This is a genomic window from Thermoactinomyces sp. FSL K6-2592, assembly GCF_038006465.1.
Classification (GTDB): Bacteria; Bacillota; Bacilli; order Thermoactinomycetales; family Thermoactinomycetaceae; genus Thermoactinomyces; species Thermoactinomyces vulgaris.
Window position 1 is genome coordinate 253,155 of record NZ_JBBOVH010000001.1, and the last position, 25,897, is coordinate 279,051.

General features: G+C 49.9%; 22 protein-coding genes. 18 read left to right on the forward strand and 4 right to left on the reverse strand.

The genetic code is table 11. The annotated features are described in order from the left end of the window. Window positions 1–13 precede the first annotated feature (13 nt). Together NYE37_RS01380 and NYE37_RS01385 are read left to right on the forward strand one after the other, a co-directional pair. Window positions 14–514, forward strand: a complete 501-nt coding sequence (locus NYE37_RS01380) for a YwhD family protein (protein ID WP_037998157.1) — start codon at window positions 14–16, stop codon at window positions 512–514. Window positions 515–704: 190 nt separating this feature from the next. Next, window positions 705–935 carry a hypothetical protein gene (locus NYE37_RS01385; RefSeq protein ID WP_049720732.1) on the forward strand — a complete coding sequence of 77 codons (231 nt, stop codon included), beginning with the start codon at window positions 705–707 and terminating at the stop codon, window positions 933–935. Window positions 936–978: 43 nt separating this feature from the next. On the opposite strand, the gene NYE37_RS01390 is transcribed toward NYE37_RS01385, so the two are convergent. Continuing rightward, window positions 979–3,024, reverse strand: coding sequence for a transglycosylase domain-containing protein (locus NYE37_RS01390; protein WP_049720731.1), 2,046 nt, complete (start codon window positions 3,022–3,024; stop codon window positions 979–981). Between the two features lie 193 nt (window positions 3,025–3,217). On the opposite strand from NYE37_RS01390, the gene speE reads away from it, so the two are divergent. The 12 genes from speE (at window position 3,218) to NYE37_RS01450 (ending at window position 17,756) form a co-directional block, all read left to right on the forward strand. Further along, window positions 3,218–4,069, forward strand: a complete 852-nt coding sequence (speE, locus tag NYE37_RS01395; RefSeq protein ID WP_037996355.1) for a polyamine aminopropyltransferase — start codon at window positions 3,218–3,220, stop codon at window positions 4,067–4,069. Then, window positions 4,059–4,934 carry an agmatinase gene (speB, locus tag NYE37_RS01400; RefSeq protein ID WP_037996353.1) on the forward strand — a complete coding sequence of 292 codons (876 nt, stop codon included), beginning with the start codon at window positions 4,059–4,061 and terminating at the stop codon, window positions 4,932–4,934. The genes speE and speB overlap by 11 nt, the downstream gene beginning before the upstream one ends. A gap of 125 nt (window positions 4,935–5,059) precedes the next feature. After that, entirely contained in the window at window positions 5,060–5,500 is a 441-nt protein-coding gene (locus tag NYE37_RS01405; RefSeq protein ID WP_037996352.1) for a DUF1934 domain-containing protein, read from the forward strand. Further along, window positions 5,487–7,157 (forward strand): arginine--tRNA ligase, encoded by a 1,671-nt coding sequence (gene argS, locus NYE37_RS01410; protein ID WP_340711724.1) that lies wholly within the window; start codon window positions 5,487–5,489, stop codon window positions 7,155–7,157. Before NYE37_RS01405 ends, argS begins: the two co-directional genes overlap by 14 nt. A gap of 214 nt (window positions 7,158–7,371) precedes the next feature. Continuing rightward, window positions 7,372–8,838 (forward strand): protein kinase domain-containing protein, encoded by a 1,467-nt coding sequence (locus NYE37_RS01415; protein WP_049720729.1) that lies wholly within the window; start codon window positions 7,372–7,374, stop codon window positions 8,836–8,838. Window positions 8,839–8,982: 144 nt separating this feature from the next. Then, window positions 8,983–10,362 carry a sigma-54 interaction domain-containing protein gene (locus NYE37_RS01420; protein ID WP_037995820.1) on the forward strand — a complete coding sequence of 460 codons (1,380 nt, stop codon included), beginning with the start codon at window positions 8,983–8,985 and terminating at the stop codon, window positions 10,360–10,362. 106 nt (window positions 10,363–10,468) lie between these two features. Beyond that, entirely contained in the window at window positions 10,469–11,509 is a 1,041-nt protein-coding gene (locus tag NYE37_RS01425; protein WP_232335487.1) for an L-erythro-3,5-diaminohexanoate dehydrogenase, read from the forward strand. A gap of 16 nt (window positions 11,510–11,525) precedes the next feature. Beyond that, window positions 11,526–12,782, forward strand: coding sequence for a lysine 2,3-aminomutase (ablA, locus tag NYE37_RS01430; protein WP_049720728.1), 1,257 nt, complete (start codon window positions 11,526–11,528; stop codon window positions 12,780–12,782). Then, window positions 12,766–13,824, forward strand: coding sequence for a lysine 5,6-aminomutase reactivase subunit KamB (locus NYE37_RS01435; protein WP_049720727.1), 1,059 nt, complete (start codon window positions 12,766–12,768; stop codon window positions 13,822–13,824). Before ablA ends, NYE37_RS01435 begins: the two co-directional genes overlap by 17 nt. Further along, a complete protein-coding gene (locus NYE37_RS01440; protein ID WP_084712956.1) occupies window positions 13,793–15,424 on the forward strand; it encodes a MutS-related protein in 1,632 nt (543 codons plus the stop codon). Before NYE37_RS01435 ends, NYE37_RS01440 begins: the two co-directional genes overlap by 32 nt. Continuing rightward, complete coding sequence (locus NYE37_RS01445; RefSeq protein WP_049720725.1) at window positions 15,421–17,001, forward strand: lysine 5,6-aminomutase subunit alpha; 1,581 nt, start codon at window positions 15,421–15,423, stop codon at window positions 16,999–17,001. Before NYE37_RS01440 ends, NYE37_RS01445 begins: the two co-directional genes overlap by 4 nt. Further along, window positions 16,998–17,756: a lysine 5,6-aminomutase subunit beta gene (locus NYE37_RS01450; RefSeq protein ID WP_121874268.1), complete on the forward strand. Its 759-nt coding sequence runs from the start codon at window positions 16,998–17,000 to the stop codon at window positions 17,754–17,756. The genes NYE37_RS01445 and NYE37_RS01450 overlap by 4 nt, the downstream gene beginning before the upstream one ends. Window positions 17,757–17,785: 29 nt before the next feature. On the opposite strand, the gene NYE37_RS01455 is transcribed toward NYE37_RS01450, so the two are convergent. From NYE37_RS01455 to NYE37_RS01465, 3 genes are read right to left on the reverse strand one after another with little or no spacing between them, the layout of a single operon-like run. After that, window positions 17,786–18,139 (reverse strand): hypothetical protein, encoded by a 354-nt coding sequence (locus tag NYE37_RS01455; RefSeq protein WP_037995800.1) that lies wholly within the window; start codon window positions 18,137–18,139, stop codon window positions 17,786–17,788. Window positions 18,140–18,166: 27 nt separating this feature from the next. Then, entirely contained in the window at window positions 18,167–18,433 is a 267-nt protein-coding gene (locus tag NYE37_RS01460; RefSeq protein ID WP_037995798.1) for a hypothetical protein, read from the reverse strand. Next, complete coding sequence (locus NYE37_RS01465) at window positions 18,430–19,224, reverse strand: ParM/StbA family protein (protein ID WP_037995795.1); 795 nt, start codon at window positions 19,222–19,224, stop codon at window positions 18,430–18,432. The genes NYE37_RS01460 and NYE37_RS01465 overlap by 4 nt, the downstream gene beginning before the upstream one ends. 381 nt (window positions 19,225–19,605) lie before the next feature. On the opposite strand from NYE37_RS01465, the gene NYE37_RS01470 reads away from it, so the two are divergent. From NYE37_RS01470 to NYE37_RS01485, 4 genes are all read left to right on the forward strand, one after another. Continuing rightward, the gene (locus tag NYE37_RS01470) at window positions 19,606–21,672 is read left to right on the forward strand and encodes a (Fe-S)-binding protein (RefSeq protein WP_037995794.1); all 2,067 of its coding nucleotides are present in this window, start codon (window positions 19,606–19,608) and stop codon (window positions 21,670–21,672) included. Window positions 21,673–21,764: 92 nt separating this feature from the next. After that, a complete protein-coding gene (locus NYE37_RS01475; protein WP_037995791.1) occupies window positions 21,765–22,478 on the forward strand; it encodes a response regulator transcription factor in 714 nt (237 codons plus the stop codon). Between the two features lie 56 nt (window positions 22,479–22,534). Further along, window positions 22,535–24,508 carry a sensor histidine kinase gene (locus tag NYE37_RS01480; RefSeq protein WP_037995789.1) on the forward strand — a complete coding sequence of 658 codons (1,974 nt, stop codon included), beginning with the start codon at window positions 22,535–22,537 and terminating at the stop codon, window positions 24,506–24,508. 198 nt (window positions 24,509–24,706) lie between these two features. After that, window positions 24,707–25,888 (forward strand): acetyl-CoA C-acetyltransferase, encoded by a 1,182-nt coding sequence (locus NYE37_RS01485; protein WP_037995788.1) that lies wholly within the window; start codon window positions 24,707–24,709, stop codon window positions 25,886–25,888. Window positions 25,889–25,897: the final 9 nt, after the last annotated feature.

A 25,897-nucleotide genomic window follows, 5' to 3' on the forward strand; every position in this document is an offset into this window, starting at 1 on the left:
AGGAGGATGAAGAATGGCAGACAAAAAGAAGACGCAATTTCAGATTCTCGGTAACACATCCAACAGCATCCACGGCAGTTACTATACCGGAACTTTGAATCTCAGCAATTTGTCCTCACTTCTGATTGACGGGGATGAAGTAAAAATCGATTTGGGGCTTCTTCATGCCAAAAGTGCGGTGGAGCGCGGCATCAAATTTACGGCCAATCCGGAAGAAGTTCCGGAAGGAAAGGACTATTGGGTTATCTGGGTGGCCGCCGACCGGAGCGAAAAAGGGCCTTACTATGCAGGCGTTACCGCTTGTCCGATGCGCATTGACCGGGAAAAGCGGAAAGGGTGGAAAAATCTGGCCTTTCACGTGAACCGGATGGATGATGCCCTGAAGCGCAAAATCAAAATCAACGAGTTGGGCGGCCGGGAGAGAGAAGCCCTGAAGGAATTTTTGATCCGGCATAATAAGGAAATGTGGGAAAACAGTGGGGATGAGTTGAAGGAACAATTGTCCAAAAAGTGAACGGTTCGTGAACAAATCAACATATATCTTGCCGGGGTTGACCGGCAGGGGTACACTTGATTTGTGGTTTCGGAATCTTTTGCTAGGACACGGAAATGGCGAGCATACCCGCTCGCTGTTTTTTATTTGGAAATGGATGATATTTTCGTCTCCTTTGAGTCAACATAAATGGCAAAGGAGGCGTTTTTTCATGCGTGATTTCAATTCGGTCGATCTTTTTGCCAAACACGGGGGAGTCCATTACCGGGCCAATGTCCCCAAGCAACAAATCAACTTATATGTCCGGTCCTTGCCGGAACACAAAAGACAAAGCATGTTCCAAGTGATGCAAGAATTGGAATCAGCAGGGATGATCACCATCTACAATGACGGTTTGTTTGCCGATGGAGAGGGAGAAGTGGGAGGAAGCCAAGATTGTTGAAAATACGGGAACACCCCGGCATCCATAAAGCCGGGGTGTTTTTTTATCCGTGTTTCCACCAGCGGAGGAAACGTTCCAGCATGGAAGGCTTTTTCTTCCGGGGGATATGAGACGGAGTGCAGGACACGACCGGTTCGGTGCCGGCCACAAAATACTCCAAATATGCTTGTTTACCCATGCACCCGGGGGCGGCGATGTTCCCTTCTTCCGGATTCACATAGACGGCCTTTACACCGGACGGCATGGCGAAGATACGGGCCGGTTGCTTTCCGGTTGCCTTATTCATGTACTCGGCCCAAATGTTTTGAGCGAGACGCGCTTTGTGATAAGGAAGCTTTTTCCCTTGGTCATAACCCACCCACACTGTTGTGACCAAATTCGGTGTGTATCCGGACAACCATCCGTCCCAATCGGTGGTTCCGGTTTTTCCTGCCGCGGGCTGATGGAACAGATGTCCTGCCCGGTAACCGGTGCCACCCGGTTTCAACACATTTTCCAGCAGTTTTGTCAGCACAAAGGTGTGTGCCGGAGAAGCCACCCGCTCGGGTGCGGTCTTTTCTTCGACCAGGACCCGTCCAAACGGATCGACGATTTTGGTAATCCCGATTAGCGGTTTTTTGATGCCGCCGGCTGCCAGAGTGGCATATGCTTGCGCCATTTCAAACGGGGAAACGGGATAGCTTCCCAAGGCCAGCGAAGGGGTCGCTTGAATCGGGCTTTTGATCCCGAGTCGGCGGGCGGTTTCGATCACCGGTTCGGTGCCGATTTTGGCCAGCGTTCCAACGGCATAAACGTTATCCGAACGGGCAATCGCCTCTCTCAACGTGATCAGCCGGTTCGCATAGTGCTGATGAAAATTGCGGGGCGTGTAAGTGTCCCCGCCGAATTGAAAAATGGTGGGACGGCTCATGATTTTGGACAGGGGGGTAAAACCGTTTTCCAATGCACTTAAATAGACGACGGGTTTGAAGGACGAACCGGGTTGTCTCCGGGCAAAAACCCGGTTGTATTGAGATTGTTGATAATCCTTCCCCCCCACCATGGCTTTAATGTGACCGGTCGCCGGATCCACGGAGATCAGGGCTCCTTGCAGGTCTTTGTCATTTTGGGTATGGTTTTGCACCGCTTTTTCCGCCGCTTTTTGCATGTCTGCATTCAAGGTGGTGTAGATTTTAAGCCCGCCGCTTCTGACCAGCGATTCGTCCAGCCCGTACCGGGTGACCGCGGTTTGGATAATGTAATCGCGGAAATAACTGGCTTTGGCCGGCTTGGATCGGGACAAGGGATGCATGCTGACGGCCTGGTTCTTGGCTGCTTCGGCTTCTTCCGGCGAGATGAACCGGTTTTTCACCATCAGATCCAGGATGTGATGTTGCCGCTTTTTAGCCCGGTTGAGATGGCGGTAAGGGGAATAATAATAAGGCCCGCGGGGAATCCCTGCCAAGAGGGCGGATTCAGCCAAACTCAATTCTTCCGGCTTTTTGTTGAAATACATTTTGGAGGCCCGTCCGATTCCGTAAGCCCCGTGGCCGTAATAGATCTCATTGAAATACAGTTCCAGGATTTCATCTTTTGTGTAATGCAACTCCAATTGCAACGTATAGATCGCTTCTTTCAGTTTCCGGGTCCAGGTCCGGTCATGCGTCAAATAAAGGTTTCGGGCCAATTGTTGGGTGATGGTGCTGGCCCCTTGCACCACCCCGCCCGCTTTTAAGTTGGCGAGAACGGCCCGCACGATTCCGGAAACGGAAAATCCGTGATGGCGGTAAAAATCTTTATCCTCGGCCGCCAAGGTGGCATGGATCAAAGATTTGGGAAGTTGATTCAAACGGATGATGTCCCGGGGTTCCCCGTGATCCAAAGAGCCGATCACCCTTCCACGGTCATCCAGCATCATGGAACTGGCGTATGTATCGGGAGGAGGGAGCGGGCGCCCTTTCAGGTACAGTAAGGCAAGCCCGCAGAAAAGGGAAAAAAGGATGACGCTGATGAATGCCAATTTAATCATGCGTGCAAGACGCAGGATGATTTTCGCAAGGCGGGGGACATGCCCGGGTTGGACACCGGTTGGGAAATCCTGTTTATTCACAAATAGGCTCCTTCCTTCCAACAAGTTGACAAAGGGTATTATGCGGAGCCATCAGGAAAAATATACCTGAAAAAATTATGTTTGTATTTCCCGGGAAAAATGATTGTAACCACTTAAAACATGCATTATTCTTAGTATGTTATGGATCTGGTCAGTGTGGACAGGATGAAAGGAGATTGGATGGAAGATGGACATGGAATTGTGGTATACGGAAAAACAAACCAAAAACCACGGAATTACCACAAAAATTAAGCAAACCTTATATCACGACAAATCAGAGTATCAATCTTTGGATGTCATAGATACCATAGAATTCGGCAAGATGCTGGTTTTGGACGGAATGGTGATGACCACCGACCGCGATGAATTTGTTTATCATGAAATGATCAGCCATGTGGCCATGAACACGCATCCAAAGCCGAAACATGTTTTGATTGTCGGTGGCGGAGACGGAGGCGTCGTCCGCGAAGTTTTGCGCCATCCTTCCGTCGAAAAAGTGGTTTTGGCTGAGATCGACGGAAAAGTGATTGAAACCTCCAAAAAATATTTCCCGCAAATTGCCGGCAAGTTGAACGATGAGCGGGTGGACATCCAAGTGACGGACGGCGTGCGCCATATTCAGGAGAATAAAGGAAAATACGATGTGATTATTGTGGATTCCACCGAACCGGTCGGGCCGGCGGTGGGACTGTTCCAAAAACCGTTTTATGAAGGGATTTACGAAGCTTTGAAAGAAGATGGGATCATGGTTGCCCAAACGGAATCCCCGTGGTTTAACCGGCCGCTGATCCGCCAGGTGTTCCGGGACATTTCCCAAACGTTCCCGATCGCCCGCCTTTATACGGCCAGCATTCCCACCTATCCCAGCGGATTGTGGAGCTTTACCATCGGGTCCAAAAAATATGATCCGCTCGATGTGGATGAACAGTCCATTCGCGATTTGGACACCCGTTATTATCATCCGAAAATGCATCATGCTTTGTTCGATTTGCCCCGGTTTGTTGAGGAGCTGTTAGAGGATGGGGAGGAAAACGATGCGCTTTGACGAGAAGTATTCCGGAAACGTGTTTATCGGAGCAAGCGATGATTTTGACCGGGCTCAAGCCGTGATTTATGGCATGCCGATGGACTGGACCGTCAGCTTTCGCCCGGGTTCCCGCTTTGGCCCGGCGAGGATCCGGGAAAGCTCCCTGGTTCATGAGGAATACAGCCACTATTTAAAACGCGAGTTGTCGGAAGTGGTTTATTTTGATGCCGGGGACATTCCCCTTCCTTTCGGGAATGCGGAAAAAAGCTTGCAGTGTATCAGGCAGTTCGTGAGAAAAGTTCTGGATGCCGGGAAATTCCCCTTGGGGCTCGGAGGGGAACATTTGGTGACCTGGCCGGTGGTGGAGGAAGTTTATCGGGCTTATCCCGACCTGGCGGTGATCCATATCGATGCCCATGCCGATTTGCGTACCGATTATGAAGGGGAAATTTATTCCCATGCCACCCCTTTGCGCAAAATCGCCGAGCGGATCGGGGGAGAAAATCTTTATCAGTTTGGCATCCGCTCCATGACCAAAGAAGAAGTGATGTATACCGGGGAGGCCGGGATTCATTTTTATCCGTTTGATGTGGTGGAGCCGTTGAATCAATGCCTGCCGGAACTAAAAGGGCGTCCGGTGTATGTCACCATCGATATCGATGCGTTGGATCCTGCGCACGCTCCGGGAACGGGAACGCCGGAACCGGGGGGAATCACGACGCGGGAAATGTTGCAGGCCATCCATGCGATCGCCCGGTCGGAAGTGCGTGTGGTCGGTGCCGATTTGGTCGAAGTGGCGCCTTGCTACGATCACAGTGAGCAAACCCCCATTTTGGCGGCGAAACTGGTTCGCGAAATGCTGCTCGGTTTTGTAAAATCGTAAAAAAACGTCACGTCGGGTGCCGTTTCCCCCTTATAAAGGGGGTTTTTTCATATGCTGCCTTCAAGATTGGCAAACGGCAAAAACCAGTGATAAGATACTAATATTAGACAGAAAGGGGCAGGATGATGATTCCGGTCAAGATCTATATTGAATCGGTCATTCAATCGGAACCGGACCAGGAACCGGATGTGATCAAACAAGAAGTGAACGGCCGCTTTCAAGAAAAGGAAAACGGAGAGTGGATCCTGAAATACGAGGAAAACAGCGGAACCCGGGAGGAAGTGAAAACCTCCGTCAAGTCCATGCCGGAAAGAGTCACGATCATCCGGCAAGGCGCTGTTTCCTACCGGCAAAGTTACGAACCGGGGAAGACGTTGGGAAGCGTGGTTCACACACCTGCCGGGACCACGGAAATGGAAGTCACCACGTTGGCGTATGAGCGGAAACTTAAAGGGCAGGAAGGATGGATTGATTTTTCCTTTTTATTACATATGGGTCAACAAAATTTAGGAAAATACCAGTTGAGTTTACGGTGGATGGGAGGATCATGGAATGAGTCTGCTTGAGCAGAAAAAAGAGACGTTGAAACAGGAACTGAAACAAGCGGTGATTCAGTCCGGACTTGCTGAAGAAAAAGAGATTCCGGAGATTTTGCTGGAAGTGCCGAGGGAAAAAGAGCACGGGGATTGGGCCACCAACCTTGCCATGCAACTGACCAAAGTGGCACGCAGAAATCCGCGTGAAATCGCGGCCAAAATTGTGGAACACTTGGACAAAGAGAAGAATCACATTGAAAAAATCGAGATCGCAGGCCCCGGGTTCATCAATTTCTTCTTGGACCGCAGCTTTTTGGTCGATGTTTTGGATGAGATCGACCGCCAAAAAGAAAATTACGGACAATCCCCGGCCGGGAAGAACGAAAAAGTAAATGTCGAGTTTTGTTCCGCCAACCCGACCGGTTCCCTTCATTTGGGCCATGCCAGAGGCTCGGCGGTGGGCGATGCCTTGTGCAATCTGTTGGAAGCTGCCGGATATGATGTCACCCGTGAATATTACATCAATGATGCCGGAAACCAAATCCAAATGTTGGCTTTGTCGCTGGAAGCCCGTTATCTGGAACAGCTGGGGCAGCCCGTTTCCTTCCCGGAAAACGGTTATCGCGGGCAAGATATCGTCGACCTGGCCAAAGAGCTGGTGGAGAAAGAAGGCGACCGCCTGTTAAAGATCGACCGGGAAGAACGGATTCAAAAATTGCGTGAATACGGGAAAAAGCGCCTGCTTGACAAAATCCGGGAAGATTTGGCCAAATACCGTGTGGAATTTGACGTCTGGTTCAGCGAAACCTCGCTTTATGAATCGGGTGCCGTGGAAGAAACCCTGGAGGCGTTGAAGGAACGGGGTTACGCCTATGAAAAGGACGGGGCTTTGTGGCTGAAGTCCACGGAATTTGGGGATGACAAAGACCGTGTCCTGATCAAAAAAGACGGTTCTTACACGTATTTAACCCCGGATATCGCTTATCACCGCAATAAATTCCACCGGGGATTCGACCGGTTGATCAATGTTTGGGGAGCCGACCACCATGGCTATATCGCCCGGATGAAAGCAGCGCTGGCTTCCTTGGGTTATAACCCGAATCAATTGGAAATCGTGATTACGCAAATGGTGAAATTGTTCCAAAACGGTGAACTGGTCAAGATGTCCAAACGGACCGGCAAAGCCGTGACACTTGTCGATTTGATGGAAGAAGTGGGAACGGACGCCGCCCGGTATTTCTTTGTCATGAGAAGTCCGGACACGCATTTGGATTTTGACATGGATTTGGCGGTTTCCAAGTCCAATGAAAACCCGGTTTACTATGTCCAATATGCCCATGCCCGGATGATGAGCGTGTTTCGCCAGGCGGAGGCAAAAGGCATCACTCCTTCCAGAGACCGCGAAGATTTGAAATTGCTCCGGGAGGAACAGGAATACGACTTGTTGGAGAAATTGGGAAGTTTTCCGGGCGAGATTGCTTCCTCGGCCGCACAGCTGGCCCCCCACAAGTTGGTTCGTTATCTGTATGAGTTGGCTTCCGACTTCCATCGTTATTACAACGCCCATCGCGTCATCAGCGATGATGTCAACCTGTCGCGGGCCAGACTGGCTTTGCTTCAAGGCATTGCCCAAGTGATCCGGAACGGATTAAATTTGATCGCAGTGGACGCACCGGAGCAAATGTAATGTTATACTAGCTAGAGGGGGAAATCCCTTCTGGCTTTTTTTATGCCATCATCACAGGGGTATTTTTCACATGTTGAATGAATGTTTGAAAAAATGTAACATTCTATCGCTGAAAACCGAGTTTTAATAGAGATGCTCAGACCTTTTTTCGTGGCTTGGGAATGAAAGAAATGATTTGGATAATAAACACTGCGATTAAGGAGATAGAATGATTATGGAAGGAATGAAGCTGGCGGAGAGATATGAGATCCTTCACTCTCTGGGCGGGGGCGGCATGGCGGTTGTATACAAGGCAAAGGACCTGGTGATTGACCGGTATGTTGCGATCAAAGTGATGAACAATTCGCTGATTCATGACCAGGATTTTGTCCGGCGCTTTATCCGGGAGGCGAAAGCGGCCGGCAGTTTGTCCCATCCCAATATTGTCAGTGTCTATGATGTGGGGCGGGAAGGTTCCATCTATTACATGGTGATGGAGTATGTGGACGGTCCGTCGTTGATTGACCTCATTAAAAAAGAAGGTCCTTTCCCGCCGGAAAAAGCGGTGAAAATTGCTTCACAGATATGTGACGGTTTGTCTCATGCCCATCGTCACGGGATTATTCACCGTGACATCAAACCGCACAATATTCTGGTCGGTTCCGACCAACGTTACAAGCTGACCGATTTCGGGATTTCGCATTTGCCCAGTGCCGCCACCGTCAAAACCAAAACTGGTTATGTCATGGGATCTGTTCATTATTTCTCCCCGGAACAAGCTTCAGGGAGAAAGGTGGACTACTCTTCGGATTTATATTCATTGGGAATCGTGATTTATGAGATGTTGACCAAAAAAGTTCCTTTTAACGGGGACAGTTCCATCTCCATTGCCTTGAAACATTTGCACGATCCGGTTCCGGACCCGACAACTTACAATCCGGATATTTCTGAATCGATGCGGCAAGTGCTGATGCGGGCGTTGGAAAAGGATCCGGAAAAACGGTACCAAACGGCAGTGGAATTGAAACACGCTTTGCAACAAGCCCTGGAAAAGCCGGATGCTTATATGTTGCCGGTGGACCGGCCGAAGAAGAAAAAATCAACCAAATTCAGCCCCAAAAAAATCGGGATCTTGTCCGGTGTGGCGGTTGTCGGACTTTTCCTGCTGACATTCGGCATCAAAATGATCGGGGAAACCAAGCAGGAAAAAAAGCCGGATCCTCCTTCTTCCTCCCCGACGGTTTCGCAAACACCGGCAAACGAGTCGCGGCCTGAATGGAACCATAAATGGTGGAAGGAAATACCCAAAGAAGAAAAGACCGAAAGCAAAATGTTTCGTGATTTTGAGGTGAAGGGAGCCGACGGCGAGTACGAGGTGACCCTCAAAGTCAACAATGACCTTAAGGGACGGACTTTTTATTATGATATTTATGTGGTGGATGGATTCAGTTCTCGGTCGGTGTTAAACGGCCGTTCGGTCACCTTTCACAAAGACAAGGATCAAGATTTTACAACGGTGGATTTTGAAGTCAACATTCCCAAAGAAGCGATCATGCCCATATCGGGTGAGGGAATTGCCAAAATCACCATATACAGTCTCGACAAGAAATCAGAGAACCGGAAAGAAAAATACACCATCGACAATTTATTGCAGATGTGGGGAACGGTCCCCGAATCTGAAGGAGAGAAAAAATCCGATTGACAGGAGGGAAATCCCCTCCTGTTTTTTGTCCGGATAATGCGGTACAATGGATAGTGATGAATTTTAAGCACAATTCTGATTATTTTTCGGCACCAACCGCGGAAGGAGGAATTTGGTCTGATTCATACCCGCTTGTCCAAAAAAATGATTTGCCGGTTTCTGGATTGTTTGAATGAAGGGGTGCATATCGTGGATGCCCGGGGAATGACGGTCTTTTACAACAAAGCGGCTTCCAAGCTGGACGGGATGGAGATTGACGAAGTCATGGGCGTCCATGTGCTTGAGGCATTTCCCTCGTTGACACAGAAAACGAGTACACTTTTGAACGTGCTGCAAACGGGAAAATCCATCGAAGAAAAACAGCAGTCGTTTATGAACCGGAGAGGACAGAGGGTGCTGACCGTCAACCGCACCATTCCGCTCCGGGTCCGTGGGGAAGTGGTGGGAGCTGCTGAAATTTCGCGCGACATCACGCAGGTCAAGGAATTGTCCGACCAGGTGATTCACTTGCAAGAAAAAATGAACCCGACGCCTCGCCGCTTAACTTCAAAAAAACAATCCTTTTACCAGTTTGCCGATATTGTGACGCAAAACCCGGTTATGCTGAAGGAAATCGAGAAAGCCAAGCGGGCTGCGCAAACCAAATCTCCCGTTTTGGTGGTCGGTGAGACTGGAACCGGAAAGGAATTGTTTGTCCAATCGATTCACAGTGCCTCCGGTCGTGTGAAGGGGCCGTTCATTGTGCAAAATTGCGCGGCGATTCCGTCAACTTTGCTGGAGGGGATCTTATTTGGCACGGTGAAAGGAGCGTTTACAGGTTCCGAAGATCGCCCGGGATTATTCGAATTGGCAGATGGAGGAACGTTGTTCCTGGATGAAATCCAATCGATGCCGATTGAGTTGCAGGCCAAATTATTGCGGGCACTCGAGGAAGGCGGTGTCCGGCGCGTCGGGGATGCGAGATTCCGTTCGGTGGATGTGCGGATAATTGTGGCGACCAACGAAGATCTGCTCATCAGCATGCAAAAAGGAAAGTTGAGAAAAGACTTGTACTACCGCATCCATGTGGTGGGAATTCATCTTCCTCCTTTGCGGGAGCGAAAAGACGACATCCCATGTTTGACCCGTTATTTTTTCAGGAAGTTAAAGGCCGAAATCGATTCGCCGGCCGGAGAAATCGACGATGAAGTGTTCCGGCTGTTCCATCAGTACCATTGGCCCGGAAATGTCAGGGAGTTGGCACATACCATTGAAGGGGCTTTGACGTTGGCGACCGAAAAAAAACTGAGCGTCGACCATCTGCCCGCCCATTTCAAAAACAGAAAATCCGATGCCGGGATCCAATTATCAACTTTATTCAAAGAAAACAGCAAGTCGCTGCGGGAAGTGGTGAGAGAAGTGGAGACCCGGTTGATCCGGCAGGCGATGAAAGAAACCGGAGGCAATGTGTTAAAAGCAGCCCGCCGGTTGGGGATTCCGCGCCAGACCCTGCAATACAAATTGAAGAAAATCAACTCGGTTTAAAAAGTGCCCAAAAATGGGCTTTTTTTTATGTTAAAAAACCCGGGATGCCCCGTGTTTTCGGTTGGCACCGGATTTGCATGAATAAAGGGCGAGAGGAGGGAACGACTTGATTTATCCGAAAGGCCACCCCTATGGTTTGCATCGTGTGATGGAACCGGCCGGCGCGTTGCCGCAACCGGCTTGGAAGCTGAATGCGGATCCGATGGTTTATGACAATGAACTGCTGATTGAAGTGGATTGCTTAAACATTGATTCCGCTTCTTTTCAGCAATTGAAAGAAGAAGCACGCCATGACGCCGGCAAGGTGGAAGAACAGATTTTGTCCATTGTTTCCCGACGCGGTAAAATGCACAATCCGGTGACGGGATCCGGCGGCATGTTGATCGGCACGGTGCAAGAGGCCGGCCCCCGTTTTCCATCCCGTGACGTCAAAAAAGGGATGAAAATTGCCACCTTGGTATCCCTGACACTGACGCCGCTTCACATCGAAAAAATCAAAAAAATACACATGGATACCGGTCAAGTCGAAATCAAGGGGCGGGCCGTCCTGTTTGCAAGCGGACCATTTGCCCTTTTGCCGGATGACATCCCGGAAAAAGTGGCACTGGCTGTGTTGGATGTATGTGGTGCCCCTGCCCAAACGGCCCGTCTGGTCCGGCCGCAGGACCGGGTGGTGGTGCTGGGAGCCGGCGGAAAGTCGGGGATGCTCAGTTTGTATCAGGCATGGAAAAAAGCGGGCAAGTCCGGGCAAGTGATCGCCATTGAGGCCAGCGAAAAGGCATGTCGGGAAATCCGTTCCCTTGGGCTGGTCCATGAAGTGATCCGGTTGAATGCCACGGATCCGATGGCGGTTTATGAGGCGGTTCACAAAGCCACCTTCGGGAAGCTGGCTGATTTGACCATCAACTGTGTCAACGCTTGTGATACGGAGCTTTCCTCCATTTTGGCCACCCGGGATCAAGGATTGGTTTATTTCTTCAGCATGGCGGTACAGTTTACCAAAGCAGCTTTGGGAGCCGAAGGAATGGGCAAGGACGTGCAAATGATGATTGGAAACGGCTATGCTCCCGGGCACGCAACGTTGGCTTTTCAGTCTCTTCGGGAATGTGACCGGTTGTTTCAAGCTTTTGCCAAACGCTATCAATGAAAGGGGTCGGAGACAGATGAGAGATTGGCGTGAGATCGAACTGTGGAAAGATGTGACGGAGGAACAGTGGAATGACTGGCTGTGGCAACTGACGCACACCATCCGCACGTTTGAAGACTTAAGCAAGGTGATCCGTTTGACGCCGGAAGAGATCGAAGGGGTGAAGATCTCCAAACAGACCATTCCGCTGAATATCACGCCGTATTATGCACTGTTGATGGATCCCGATGATCCGCAAGATCCCATCCGGATGCAATCGGTGCCGGTTTCTGCCGAATTGGACCGCACTCCTTACGACATGGAAGATCCGCTGTTGGAAGATACCGATTCCCCCGTCCCCGGATTGACCCATCGTTATCCGGACCGGGTCCTGTTTTTGATCACCAACCAATGCTCCATGTATTGCCGCTATTGTACGCGCCGCCGCTTTTCCGGGCAAATCGGGATGGGCGTTCCCAAAAAACAGATGGATGCCTGCCTCGACTACATCCGAAACACACCCGAGGTCAGGGACGTGCTGTTATCCGGGGGAGACGGATTATTGGTCAACGACCGGATTTTGGAGTATTTGCTGAAAAACCTGCGCGAAATTCCCCATGTGGAAATCATCCGGATCGGAACCAGGGCCCCGGTTGTTTTCCCGCAACGGATCACTGAAAATTTGTGCAATATCTTAAAGAAATACCATCCGGTATGGCTGAACACGCATTTTAACCATCCGAAGGAAATCACGCCGGAAGCCAAACGGGCTTGTGAAATGTTGGCGGATGCAGGGGTGCCGCTGGGGAATCAGTCCGTGATTCTGGCCGGGGTCAATGACTGTCCGCATATCATGAAAAAATTGATGCATGAGTTGGTGAAAATCCGTGTCCGGCCTTATTACATTTACCAATGCGATTTATCGGAAGGCATCGGGCACTTCAGAACTCCTGTTTCCAAAGGATTGGAAATCATCGAGTATTTGCGGGGGCATACTTCCGGTTATGCCGTTCCCACGTTTGTGGTGGATGCCCCGGGAGGAGGAGGCAAAATTCCGCTCAGCCCGAATTATCTGATCTCGCAAAGCACCGAAAAAACCGTTTTGCGCAATTTTGAAGGAGTGATCACCAGTTATCCCGAGCCGACCCATTACCAACCACATAACAAAGAAGAATGTGAATACTGCAGAGCAGCCGGGGAGCAAGTGGGAATCGCCGCTTTGATGAACGATGAACGGATCAATCTGGAACCGAAACAATTGACACGGGAAGACCGGCGTGTCCATCCGTCTTAAGGAACCGGCCATGGGCTTAAAAATGGATATCTCCTCCTTGTCTGTCATCGGACTGTCCAAAAACGCCGGAAAAACAACCGTGTTGAATGCGTTGATCCGCGATGCCCCCAAGGCCGGTGTGCTTGGGATATTAAGCATGGGCGTGGACGGGGAGAAACATGATGCCATAAGCGGCAGGGAAAAGCCTTTGATCCGGGTGAGGGAGAATATGCTGGTGGCCACTTCCGCTCACTGGTTGAACCGTCAACCGGGGCACTGGGAAGTGATTCAATCCTGCGGAATCCAATCGGTGATGGGGGAAGTGTTCATTGCCCGCGCCAAACGGGAGGGACCGGTTCTGTTGGCAGGTCTTCCTTCCAAAAGCGGGGCGGAACGGGCGATGGAGTTTTTGAGGCAGGCCGGTGCACAAAAAATCCTGTTGGACGGGGCTTATGACCGAAGATCGCCGTCCAGTCCCCAACTGACCGATGCAACCATTCTCGTCATCGGGGCTTCCCTTGATCCAAATTTTGCAGAGGTCCTCCGCAAAGCCGGGGAATGGAGCCGCTTGCTGCGCTTGAAGGCATGCAGCCATTTTCCGGAACAAAAAGCCGGAGCCTTGGCTTTGGAAAAAAAGCGGGTGGTCGGAGTTCTCCGCAACCGCATCGAACTGCTTCCTTTCACCGGTTTGTTTTCCGTCCGGGAGGACGGAGAATGGTTGCAAAAAGAATGGCAGGCACTGGCGATCAGCGGAGCGTTGACCGATCGGATGTTGCAAACTTTTCTCCGCTCCCGGAGGGCCGTCCGCATCATCGTTCCGGACATTACGCATTTATTTGTCAGTATGCCGGTGCTTCGCCGTTTTTACAAGCAAGGAGGGGAGATTCGCGTCCTGAAACCGATCCGTCTCCTTCAGGTGGCCGTCAACCCGGAATCGCCGGACGGATATTCCTTTCCCCCCGGGGAAATGAAAGAAAAAATCGGCCGCCTTTTCTTTCCCGTCCCCGTGGTGGATGTGATGAGGGACCGGCATGAGCAGGGAGTGTGGTGTGATGTTTTGTGATGAGCGTACTGCCAAAGAAATCGGCCTCTCGGTTTGCCTGGACTTGTTTCAGCCGCTCACCCCTTACGGAAGAGAGCAAAAGGATTGCCGGCCGTTTTTGCCGGGAGAGGAAGAAGCCTGGCAGCAATGTTTACAAGAGCAAGCAGAGATCAAAAAGCAATTTGACGCTTTTTCCATACGGGAACCGGTTCATGCCCTTCTCACCGAAATCCCGGACATTTCCTCTGTATTACGGAAACTGGAGGAGTTCCGGTTATTGGACTTGACCGAATGGTTCCAACTGAAAACCTTTTTATACAGCACGCAGAAGCTCCATTCGCTGTTGAAACAAACCACGCTCTTCCGCATGATTCTCAAAAACAAAGCGATGGAAAAGCGGTGCGAAAAGGCTTTTCTCCTTTTAAATCCCGCCAAAACGCACACATCTTCTTTTTGGTTTGATGATGCCTATGATGACCGTTTGAGAGAAGCCAGAAAAACGCTCAGGAAATTGCAGGCAAAAGTCAAACGGGATCAGGAACAAAAGGCGGTAAGGATTGCGGAAAAAACCGGGCAAACTTGCAACCGGTTTGGAGAATGGGTGGTGCCCCGGGATACAGAAGGGGACCGGTTGTTAAAAGAAGAGGCGGAATTGATGCTGGTTCGGCAAACGTCCCATGAATCGGTTTACCGCTTAAAAAACGAGCATCCCTTGTCGTGTGAAATTGCCGCATGGGAAGAACAGATCGCCCGGATCGAACAGGAAATCAACTGGTGGTTGGTAAAAGAACTGGTCCCGTTGGTCCCGGATTTCCGTGAATGGATGGTTCACATCACCCGGCTTGATCTGCAATGGGCCCGGATCCGGGCGGCCGAACACTGGCAAGGAGTCCGCCCGCGCTGGTCCAAAAATCAATTCCGGGTGAAAGGCGCTTTCCATCCTGCCTTGGAGCAAAAGCTGAACGAACGCGGACAATCCATGACCCGTGTGGATTGTTCCATCCGGCGCGGGGTGACGGTGATCATCGGCCCCAATATGGGGGGGAAAACGGTCGGATTAAAAACATTCGGGTTGATTGCTGTCTTGGCGCAATACGGATTTTTTGTCCCGGCTGCCGCCTGTGACATGCCTTTGTTTTCCTGGGTTGCCGGTTTGATCGGTGACGGACAGGGAATCCGGCAAGGGCTAAGCCGTTTTGGTGCAGAAATGGTCCGGTTTCGTGAGTTTTTACAGCTTCCGGGAACGGGACTGTTGTTGTTGGATGAAACGGGAAGCGGAACCAATCCGGTGGAAGGAGGGGCATTGGCCCGGGCCGTCACGGCTTTTCTTGCCAAAGAGCGGCACTATTCCGTGCATGTGACGCATTATCAGGAGGTTCTGGAAGTCAAAGGCATCCGCCTGTACCAAGTGGCCGGGATTTCCGGGCGGATGGCCGAAGCCGGTGCATTTCTTCCCGATACTCTTGAAAAAAGGATGGATTACCGGCTGATCCCGGTCAAAGAGGGACGAAAAAGCATCCCGCATGAAGCCATCCGGATTGCTGAAGCCATTGGTCTGCCTCCCGAAATCATCCGGATGGCCAAACAACAAGCGGGGGAGAAAGCGGGGGAGGAACAGTGAATAAATTGAGGCTGGATCCTGAGAAAATCGCGCGTGCGCGTCAAGCGGCCAAAAAGATCGCCACCCAAGTGGACCGGTTGGTTTCCGATCACACCACGGTTGCGGTGGAACGGACGGTTTTGCGTTGTTTTGGAATCGACGGGGTGAATGAAGATGGAGTGCCGCTGGCCAATGTGGTTGTGGATCACTTGCTGGAAAGAGGACAATTGGAAACGGGTGCCGCTTATTGGGTTTTAAATGCGATGGTGATCAACGGGTGTTCGGCGCAGTATGTCGCGGAACAAGTGGCGGAGGGAAAATGGGATTTGGTGCAACTCCGCCGTGCCCCCTTGGCTGAGATTCAGGAAAAAGGAAAGCAAATGTCCGCTCTGGCTCTGGATGAGATTTGGAAAAACCGGATGGTGCGACAGCAGTGGACCGGGAAAACCGGGGAGAGAAAAAATCCTTATTTGTATGTGATCGTGGCAACCGGCGACATCTACGAAGATGTTGTGCAGGCCAAGTCTGCGGCCCGCCAGGGGGCGGATATTATCGCCGTGATCCGCAGCACGGGTCAGAGTTTGCTGGACTATGTGCCTTATGGCGCGACACGGGAAGGGTACGGGGGGACGTTTGCCACCCAGGAGAATTTCCGGATCATGCGGAAAGCGCTGGATGAAGTCAGCCGGGAAGAGGGGCGGTATATTTATCTGTGCAATTATTGCTCGGGGTTATGCATGCCGGAAATTGCCGCCATGGGAGCGTTTGAGCGGTTGGATGTTATGCTGAATGATGCCCTGTACGGGATTTTGTTCAGGGATATCAACATGCAGCGAACCCTGATCGACCAATCGTTTTCCCGCATGATCAACAGTTATGCCGGCATCATGATCAATACCGGGGAAGACAATTATTTGACAACAGCCGATGCCGTAAAAAGCGCGCATACCGTGCTGGCGTCGCAATTCATCAATGAACAGTTGGCGCTGTTGTCGGGACTTCCCCCGGAGCAAATGGGACTCGGCCATGCGTTTGAAATGAATCCGGATTTGGAAGACGGGTTGCTGTGGGAAATTGCCCAGGCCCAGATGGCAAGGCAAATCTTTCCCAATGCCCCCTTGAAGTATATGCCGCCGACCAAACACATGACCGGAAATATTTTTAAGGGCCATATCCAAAATGCACTGTTTAATTTGGTCGGCATCATGACGAACCAAGGGGTGCAATTGCTTGGCATGATGACCGAAGCCATGCATACACCACATATCCATGACCGGCAACTGGCCATCGAAAATGCCCGGTACATTTTCCGCAATGCCCGCCATTTGGGAGAAGAAATCTGCTTCCGGCCAGGGGGGCGCATCGAACAAAGAGCCCGCCATGTTTTGGAGGAAGCGATGAAACTATTGGAAGAAATTCGTGAAACCGGCTTGTTTTATGCTTTGGAAAAAGGCATGTTTGCCGATGTGAAACGGTCAAGGACCGGAGGAAAGGGGCTGGAAGGGGTTCTCAAAAAAAGCCGTGACTATTATAACCCGATTGAAGCGGAACTCCGGTTGCGTCTCGGATTGAAACCAAGGGAGGGGGTTGGACGTTGAAGGCGGATTTGACCCGTGTGAAACCGTATGGCGACACACTGAATGACGGCATGGTCCAGCTGAGTTTCAGCATGCCGGTTCCGTATGGTGAAGAAGCCCGGGAAGCAGCCAGACAACTGGCGATGAAAATGGGGCTGGATGAACCGCAAGTGTACCATATGAAAGACCTGACGGAAGGCTTCACTTTCTTCATCGTTTACGGAAAATGCCGCCATGCCGTTGATTTCACGGCCATCCGGGTTCCGAAAGTGGACAGTGTCCGCATGGATTTTGATCAGATCAATCAGTATATCCGGGAGAACATCGGAAGGAAAGTGGTTGTGGTCGGGGCGTGCACCGGAACGGACGCACACACGGTCGGCATTGACGCGATCATGAATATGAAAGGTTATCACGGGGAATACGGACTGGAACGGTATCCGGAAATCGAGGCTTACAATCTGGGAAGCCAGGTTGAAAACGAAGTGTTGATGGAAGAAGCTTTAAAGAAAAAGGCCGATGTGATTTTGGTTTCCCAAGTGGTGACCCAAAAAGGGGCCCACATCCAAACGCTTACCGGGTTGGTGGAATTGATGGAAGCGGAAGGGGTGCGGGACCGGTTTATCCTGATATGCGGAGGCCCCCGCATTCATCATGAACTGGCTTTGGAGTTGGGGTTTGATGCCGGTTTCGGCCCCGGCACATTGGCCCCGGATGTCGCTTCGTACTTTGTGCAGGAACTGGTTCGCCGCCAAAACCGGTCCCGGATGTTGTAAAAGGCTGACGCCAGCGCCAGCCTTTTTCTTTAAAACGAAAATTCGGGAGGAGACAAGGGGATTTCATTTTCCTGGTAAACTTTTCTTACATAGACCAGATAGTAGGATCGGAACTCCTTGTTGTTTAAGGGATGAATTTCAATCAATTCTTTTTTCTCCAACTGTTCCATGGCAAAGGAAACACGCGAATAGGGAAAATCCATTTCCTTGGCCAACCGGAAATGGTTGATAATCAGCCCCCGTGGCGGAATATTCACTCTGAAAATGGTATCTTTTTTAGCGACAGGAGAGGCCAAGCGGCTCAGTTCGTAGTAAACGAATCGTTCCATCGGAGGGAGTTTGTCAACGACAGAATACGGGATTTGAAAAGAATGAGGCTTCATATTCTCTCTCTCCTATTCTATATAAACTTAATAATCAAACGGGATGCCACTGGCTTTAATCTCTTGAAAAGAGGATGGAGGTACATTTTGACTCGACAGCATCCGGGAATTTTTCACGGGAGAAAGATCTTTGGCAGGTTGCAATTGGCCCATGCAATAGGCAAACAACAGGTTTTTGACAAGTCCGGAAAAGTTGATGTCTTCCCGGTCTGCCAACTTGAGCAGTTCCAGTTCCACCGCATCTTCGGTATTAAAGGAAACTTGTCTTCTTTCCCTCTTTTTATATTCCCTCATTCACCGAGCGTCTCCTTTCCCAGTGCATAATAACCGAGTGCATTGGCATATTGCGGATTGCCAAAACTGGTGGCGTGGATGAAACCCACATGTTTGAAGGGCTCCACCAATTCCGTTGCCTTTCCGCCGATCAACTCGACCACATCGGTCGTGGACCACATTCCTCCCAAATGTCCGACGATCATGGCCGCCATTTCCTCCGGATCGGCTTCCCGCACATTATCCCATCCTTTTGGCAACGTTCCGCTCTCCCGGTCAATAAAAATCCCGTCTTTAAACGTGGCATAGTTTGTCGTCCGGGCTCCCGGATCCACGATACGCACCGTTCCCATGCGCCGGTGCACCCAATAGGCCGCTCCTCCCTCAATGGTGATCGCGGCTTTGGTGATATTGATCTTTCGATATGTACCGTTTAAGACCACTTCGTGCTCTCCCTCCAACTTGGCACGAAGCCTCGCTCTTTCTTCCTCTTTATACATGTTGATCGGCACGCCGGTGACTAATTTTACATCCCCGATCGCTCCTGCTTTAAACAAAGCCGTCAGGATCAACAATACCGTTTCCACATTGACTTTGCTTTCGGTCATCATCTGTCTTGTGAAAGACCCTTCCCGCTCTGCCAGTTGCCCGATAAAATATTCCTTCCCTTGATACCGGAGCTCGATATCTTCCTCCAATGTCTGTACAAATGTTCTTTTTCTCGCTTTTGAAACTTTACTTGGAAATGAGAATTTTTGGTTTCCCGTTACTGTTTTTACAAAGGCACGTCCTGCATCCACCGCTATTAACATAAAAACGCCTCCTGCATCATTTTTGGCAAACGGAACAAGTGTCATTCGATTCGTCTGTCCGGGGACTTCAGTCCGGACAAAAGTCAACGAAATGGAAAATCAGGTTGCCGTTTGTCATGACTCAAGTCTGCATAAACGGAATAGAAATGTCCATAGTCCGGACCATGGTCTATTATAGCGCAAAAAAACGGCTTGGAGCATGAAAATATGCTAAAATTGAATAAATATCCATGGAAATGGATGAAGCTGGTTTTGATAAAAATTAATGAATGACTGCTCAGTTTATGATAGAATGTAAACAAACTGAATTTAAAGTAATTTTTGTGTGTTTGCAAAATCTTTTTTCTGAATTAACATAAATAATGGAAAGGAGAGAAAAGGATGTCGATGCTGCAAATTGTGAACCTCTTGGTCTTTTTAGGAGTTACCGCTTATGCCGTATACTTATTTGCCAGTGTTGTATATCGTCGGTATCAATATGTGAAATTGGGAAAGCCGGCCGATTTGGAGGTGGATTTAAAAACCGGAATCAATCAAGTGCTGGTAAACGTTTTTGGACAAAAGAAGCTGCTCAAGGATAAAAAAAGCGGGTTCATGCATGTATTGATGTTTTACGGTTTTATTATCATTCAATTTGGAGCGATTGATTTATTCATCAAAGGTTTGGCACCGGGACATCATCTTCCCGTGCCGGCATATCCGTTTTTTCTGTTCTTGCAGGAACTGACGACATTCATCGTCTTGTTGGCCACCCTTTATGCTTTCTACCGGCGTTATATTGAAAAATTGCCCCGGTTGAAAAGAGGTTTTAAATCCGGTCTTGTGATTATTTTTCTGACCTTATTGATGTCTTCCATTTTATTGTCCGCGGCCTTTGAAAAATTGTGGGCCGGCGAGGGGGTCACTTGGTACACCCCGTTTTCTTCCATCCTTGCCATGCCGTTTATGGATTGGATGAGTGCGGAGGCCGCCAAGGTGATGTTTTACGTTTTCTGGTGGATGCATGCCTTGGTCTTGCTGACTTTCTTGGTCTACGTTCCCCAATCCAAACACTTCCATTTGTTGGTGGCGCCGGTGAATGTTTTCTTGAAACAAAAACAGAAGCAGGCACCATCCAAGTTGTCTTTAATCGATTTTGAAGATGAATCCATCGAAGAATACGGGAAAGGAAAAATTGAAGACTTCAGCCAAAACCAATTGATCGATTTGTATGCCTGTGTTGAGTGCGGGCGTTGCACCAATATGTGTCCGGCTGCCGGAACGGGAAAAATGTTGTCTCCCATGGATTTGATCGTCAAAATGAGGGACCATTTGACCGCCAAAGGGGCAGCCATTACTTCCAAAAGCCCCTGGGTTCCGGGATTTGCCTTTGCCGGGGCGAATCAACAAGCTTTAAACACCGGGGAAGTCAATCTGATCGGGGATGTGATCACCGAGCAGGAATTATGGGCTTGCACCACTTGCCGCAACTGTGAAGACCAATGCCCGGTGATGAATGAGCATGTGGATAAAATTATTGACATGCGCCGTTACCTTGTGATGACGGAAGGGAAAATGAGCCCCGAAGTTTCACGGACTTTCTCGAACATTGAACGTCAGGGGAACCCTTGGGGAATCAGCCGGAAAGACCGGGCCAAATGGATTGAAAATTCGGATGTCCCCGTTCCGACCGTCAAAGAAGAAAAAGAATTCGAGTACCTCTTCTTTGTGGGTTCAATGGGGTCTTATGACAACCGCAGTCAGAAAATCAGCCGGGCTTTGGTGAAATTATTGAATCATGCAGGTGTGAAATTTGCCATTCTCGGGAATAAAGAGAAAAACTCGGGTGACACCCCCCGCCGTCTGGGAAATGAATTTTTGTTCCAACAATTGGCGATGGACAACATTGCTTTGTTCCAAAAGCATAAAGTGAAAAAAATTATTACGATTGATCCTCATGCCTATAATGCCTTTAAAAAAGAATATCCCGATCTTGGGTTGGAAGCGGAAGTATATCACCACACGGAAGTGTTGGCCGAACTCTTGAAACAAGGACGGATCAAGCCGACCAAAGAAGTGAAAGAACGTGTGACATACCATGATTCCTGCTATCTTGGAAGATATAACGGGGTGTTTGATCCCCCGCGTTATATCCTGAATCAAATCCCGGGCATCGAGCTGGTGGAAATGAAACGAAACAGAGAAAACGGCATGTGCTGCGGAGCCGGCGGAGGATTGATGTGGCTGGAGGAAACCGAAGGGGTGCGCGTGAATGTCGCCCGTACCGAGCAGGCGCTTGAAGTGAACCCGACCGTGATCGGAAGTGCTTGCCCTTATTGCTTGACAATGTTGTCCGACGGAACCAAAGCCAAAGAAGTTGAAGACACAGTGCAAACCATGGATGTTGCTGAAATTTTGGCTCTTTCCATTGAGGATGAGCCGGGAGAAGTGGCAGAAGGCGTCCATTGATCAACAACGGGAAAGCGAATATGGGAAGAAAACTTCCTGTATTCGCTGTCTTCTTCTTTTGAGGAAAAAAAAGACAGGAAAGTGAAGCACAAATGCCAAAGATTTTGATCGTGGAGGACGAAGTGGAATTGGCCGGTCTGGTTGCAGGGGAACTGCGCCGCGACAGTTATGATACGTTGGTGGCCCACACGGCCGGCGAAGGATTGGAACTTTGGAAACAGGAGCAACCGGATCTGGTGATTTTGGATTGGGTTTTGCCGGATATGGAGGGAATCGAGGTCTGCAGAAAAATCCGGCAGAAATCGGTGGTGCCGATTTTGATGTTGACGGCCCGTGGCAGCGAGATGGAGAGGATTTGGGGACTGGATGTCGGTGCGGATGATTACATGATCAAACCTTTCAGCACCGGTGAATTGAGGGCCAGGGTTCGTGCCATGCTTCGCAGAATGGTTTTGATGGAACAGGAGAAGGGAAAACACGAACAGACCTGTATCGATTACGGGTTTATCCGCTTGAATGTGGAGACCCGTGAGGTTTTTTTGGAGGATTCCCTGCTGGAACTCACACCAAAGGAATATGAATTGTTGCACTTGTTTTTGGCCCACCCGGGCCGGGTGTTCAGCCGGAAATTTTTATTGGAACAAATCTGGGATTTGACGTATGATGGATTTGACCGGACGGTGGATACGCATGTATCGCGTTTGCGAAGAAAATTGGCGCCGTATTCAAAACATATTCTGACGGTGTGGGGAATGGGTTATAAGTTTGTGTTAAAAACGGCAAATAATGATTCATCACAGGAGTGAAAAGGTCTCTGCACAGCAGATGACCTTTTTTTAAAAGGGATTCGGGGGTCTCATTCATGCAGTTGAAAAGTTTCCAAAAAGCAGGAATCAAACGGGTATTGATTGAAACCTTTGCCCCGTTTTTGCTTTTATATGTGCTGATGCTCCTTTGGCAGGTCCGTACCTTTTATGAGTTGGTTTGGATGTATATATTGACGTTTATTCCCGAGTTTTGGATGAGTGTCTGGCCGGCTTATCGTTTCAAAAAAGGAGAAAATGCCAAAGAAAGTCTGGCTTTGTGGGCAAAGTTTTTGATCCCTTACCTGACGGGGGTTTTTTGTTTTGAATGGATCATGGAATGGCTGTTGAAACGGTTGCCCGTTTTCAAAGAATATCCGGTTCTTTTGCCGGACAATCAGGAAGTTTATATGGATTATGTCTGGATTTTGGCCATTGCGCTTTTCATCTTGGTTGCCTTCCGCCTGATCTTTTTCTTCCTGGGTGCCATTTGGGAATGGGCATCCGGCCGGTTGGTGCGCCAAATCACTTTATCACATGTCAATCTGTTTCTTTTTCTGGTGTTTTCCCTGGTTTCTTCTCTTGTTTTTTATACCGTCACCACCTATATCCCGAAAGTGGTCCGGGGCGAAAATGAAACGGTTCAAGTGGCCCGTTGGGCCTCCTACATGATGGAAAACCCACGGCTTCAGTCGTCGTTGCCCGAGTGGATCCGGCAGGTGGAATCCACGGCATGGAATGATTGGATTTTCCGGTGGTCTCCTTATCAGGTTGAACGGTATTGGACCATTTACAACCAAAAAGGCGAGTTGGTGGCCGACAGCACTTATCCGTTTTTGAAAGAAGCCCTGATCTCACAAGCGGCCCATCACGAAGAAAAAGCGTTTATCCGGGAGGTGCTGAAGACGCAAAAAATGATCAGCATCCCGTTAAAAAGCGGGAGCCGGTATATGACGGCCGCTCCGATTTACGGACACGACGGGCAAATTTTGGGCGTGGTCAATCAGATGATCCGCTTTGACGATTTCTTTTACGTGGATGCAGTGGTGTTGACCATGTTCTTTTCGTTTTTGTTATCCATTCCGCTGATCCTGTTGACGGTTTTGCTCGCGTTCGTCATTGCTCTACCGTTTTCCTATCTTCATGCCCGCTTTGTCACCCGCCGGGTCGTCCAGGTGGGGGAAGCCGCCAAAGCCTGGTCCCGGGGAGATCTTGCTTTTCGGATTCGTGACGAACAAATTGATGAGCTGGGAATCTTGAGCCGCCAATTGAATCAGCTGGCCGGATCTTTGGAGGAAACGACGCAGAAGTTGCACAATGAAAAGAGACAAGTGGAGAGTTTATTGCGAAGCAAACAGGAGTTTGTCGCCAATGTTTCCCACGAATTGAGGAATCCCCTTGCCATTATCCAAGGGTATGTGGAACAACTGCACATGCATGACCCGTGGAAGGAGACGAAAGAGGTTCAAATCTTGAAACGAGAAGTCACCCGGTTGCAAAGGATGATTGATGACCTTTTTGTCATTGCCACCGAAGATGAAAAAAAATCGCTTGCTTCTTTTTTACAGCCGGAAACAACGCAGGTGGCCGGACTCATCAAACAAAGTCATGAAACTTTTTCCCGGATCGCATGGCAAAGCAAAAAAGTAAGTATTTTATTGGAGATCGAGCCCAAATTGCCCCTGATCCGGGTGGACCGGAAGAGGTTGTCGCAAATGCTGGACAATCTGATCCGCAATGCATTGCGTTTCACCCCGAGCGGATCGATGATCAAATTATCGGCAAGGCCGGCGGGGAACCACTGTGTCATTGAAGTGCAGGATACGGGGATGGGGATTTCCGAGGATGAACTTCCGTATATTTTCGAGAGATATTACCAGGGAAAAACCGGAGGGCGCGAACACGGGGCAGGGCTGGGGCTTGCGTTGGTCAAAGAATGGGTGGAGGCCATGGGCGGAAAAATTGAAGTGGAAAGCAAGGCCAATCAAGGCACTTTGGTTCGCCTTTGTTTTCCTGTGATGGATTCCAAATAACCGCACGCAACGTGCGGATTTTTTTATAGAAAATTTTATCTATACAGAATAAAGCATTTTATGGTAATAAATAAATTCGATTAACTATTGTTAAAAATAATAATTTCCGGTAAGCTAATGAATGAAGGCGTTTTCAACGTATGCCAGCATATCGAACGAACGCTCGATAGAGTGCCTATTTACCGGAGGTGAAGAGATTTGTCCGAATCGGTGATTTTGGGTGGTGCACGAACTCCGATCGGGAAACTCGGAGGAGGATTAAAGGACAAAAAAGCAGTGGAATTGGGTGGCACGGCCATCCGGGCCGCTCTGGACAAAAGTGGTGTGCCGGATCAATCGGTGGACGAAGTCATCATGGGGATGGTTTTGCAAGGCGGAGCCGGACAAATTCCCTCCCGCCAGGCCGCCCGGCTTGCAGGGTTGAGCTGGGAAGTGGGAACGGAGACGATTAACAAAGTCTGCGCTTCCGGTCTTCGCAGTGTGACCTTGGCGGATCAGATTTTGCGGGCCGGCGATGCCGGATTGATGGTGGCAGGCGGCATGGAGAGCATGAGCAATGCGCCTTATGTTTTGCCCGGCGCGCGTTTTGGTCATCGGATGGGCGACGGGAGATTGGTGGATTTGATGGTGCATGACGGTTTGTGGTGTGCATTTCACGATGTTCACATGATCATCCATGGAAGCAATACGGCCAAAGAACAAAACATTTCGCGGGAAGAGCAGGATGAATGGGCTTTGAGAAGCCATGAACGGGCATTAAAAGCCATTCAATCCGGCCTCTTTGCGGAAGAGATTGTTCCGGTCACCGTCAAAACCAGAAAAAGTGAACATGTCGTGGATCAGGATGAATCGGTCCGGCCGGACACCACACTGGAGAAATTGGCTGCTTTAAAGCCCGCTTACCAAAAAGACGGCACCATTACAGCCGGAAATGCCCCCGGGGTGAATGACGGTGCTTGCGCATTGGTGGTTTCCACCGCCAAAAAAGCGGAGGAACTGGGCGTAAAACCATGGGCACGCATCTTGGGGCATGCATCCGTGGCGATGGAAGCCAAAGACTTTCCCATCACACCGGCATATGCCGTCCGGAAACTGTTAAACAAGCACCAGTTGTCGCCCCAAGACATTGATTTGTATGAAATCAACGAAGCTTTTGCCGCGGTGGCCCTGGCCAATCAAAAACTTTTGGGAATCGATGCGGAAAAATTGAATGTCAACGGGGGTGCCGTGGCATTGGGGCATCCCATCGGAGCCAGCGGTGCACGCATTCTTCTCACCCTGATCATGGAATTAAAACGTCGTGGCGGAGGATTGGGGGTTGCCGCCATTTGCAGCGGAGCAGCCCAAGGAGATGCCGTCTTGGTCCGGGTGGATGGATAGAAAGGGAGT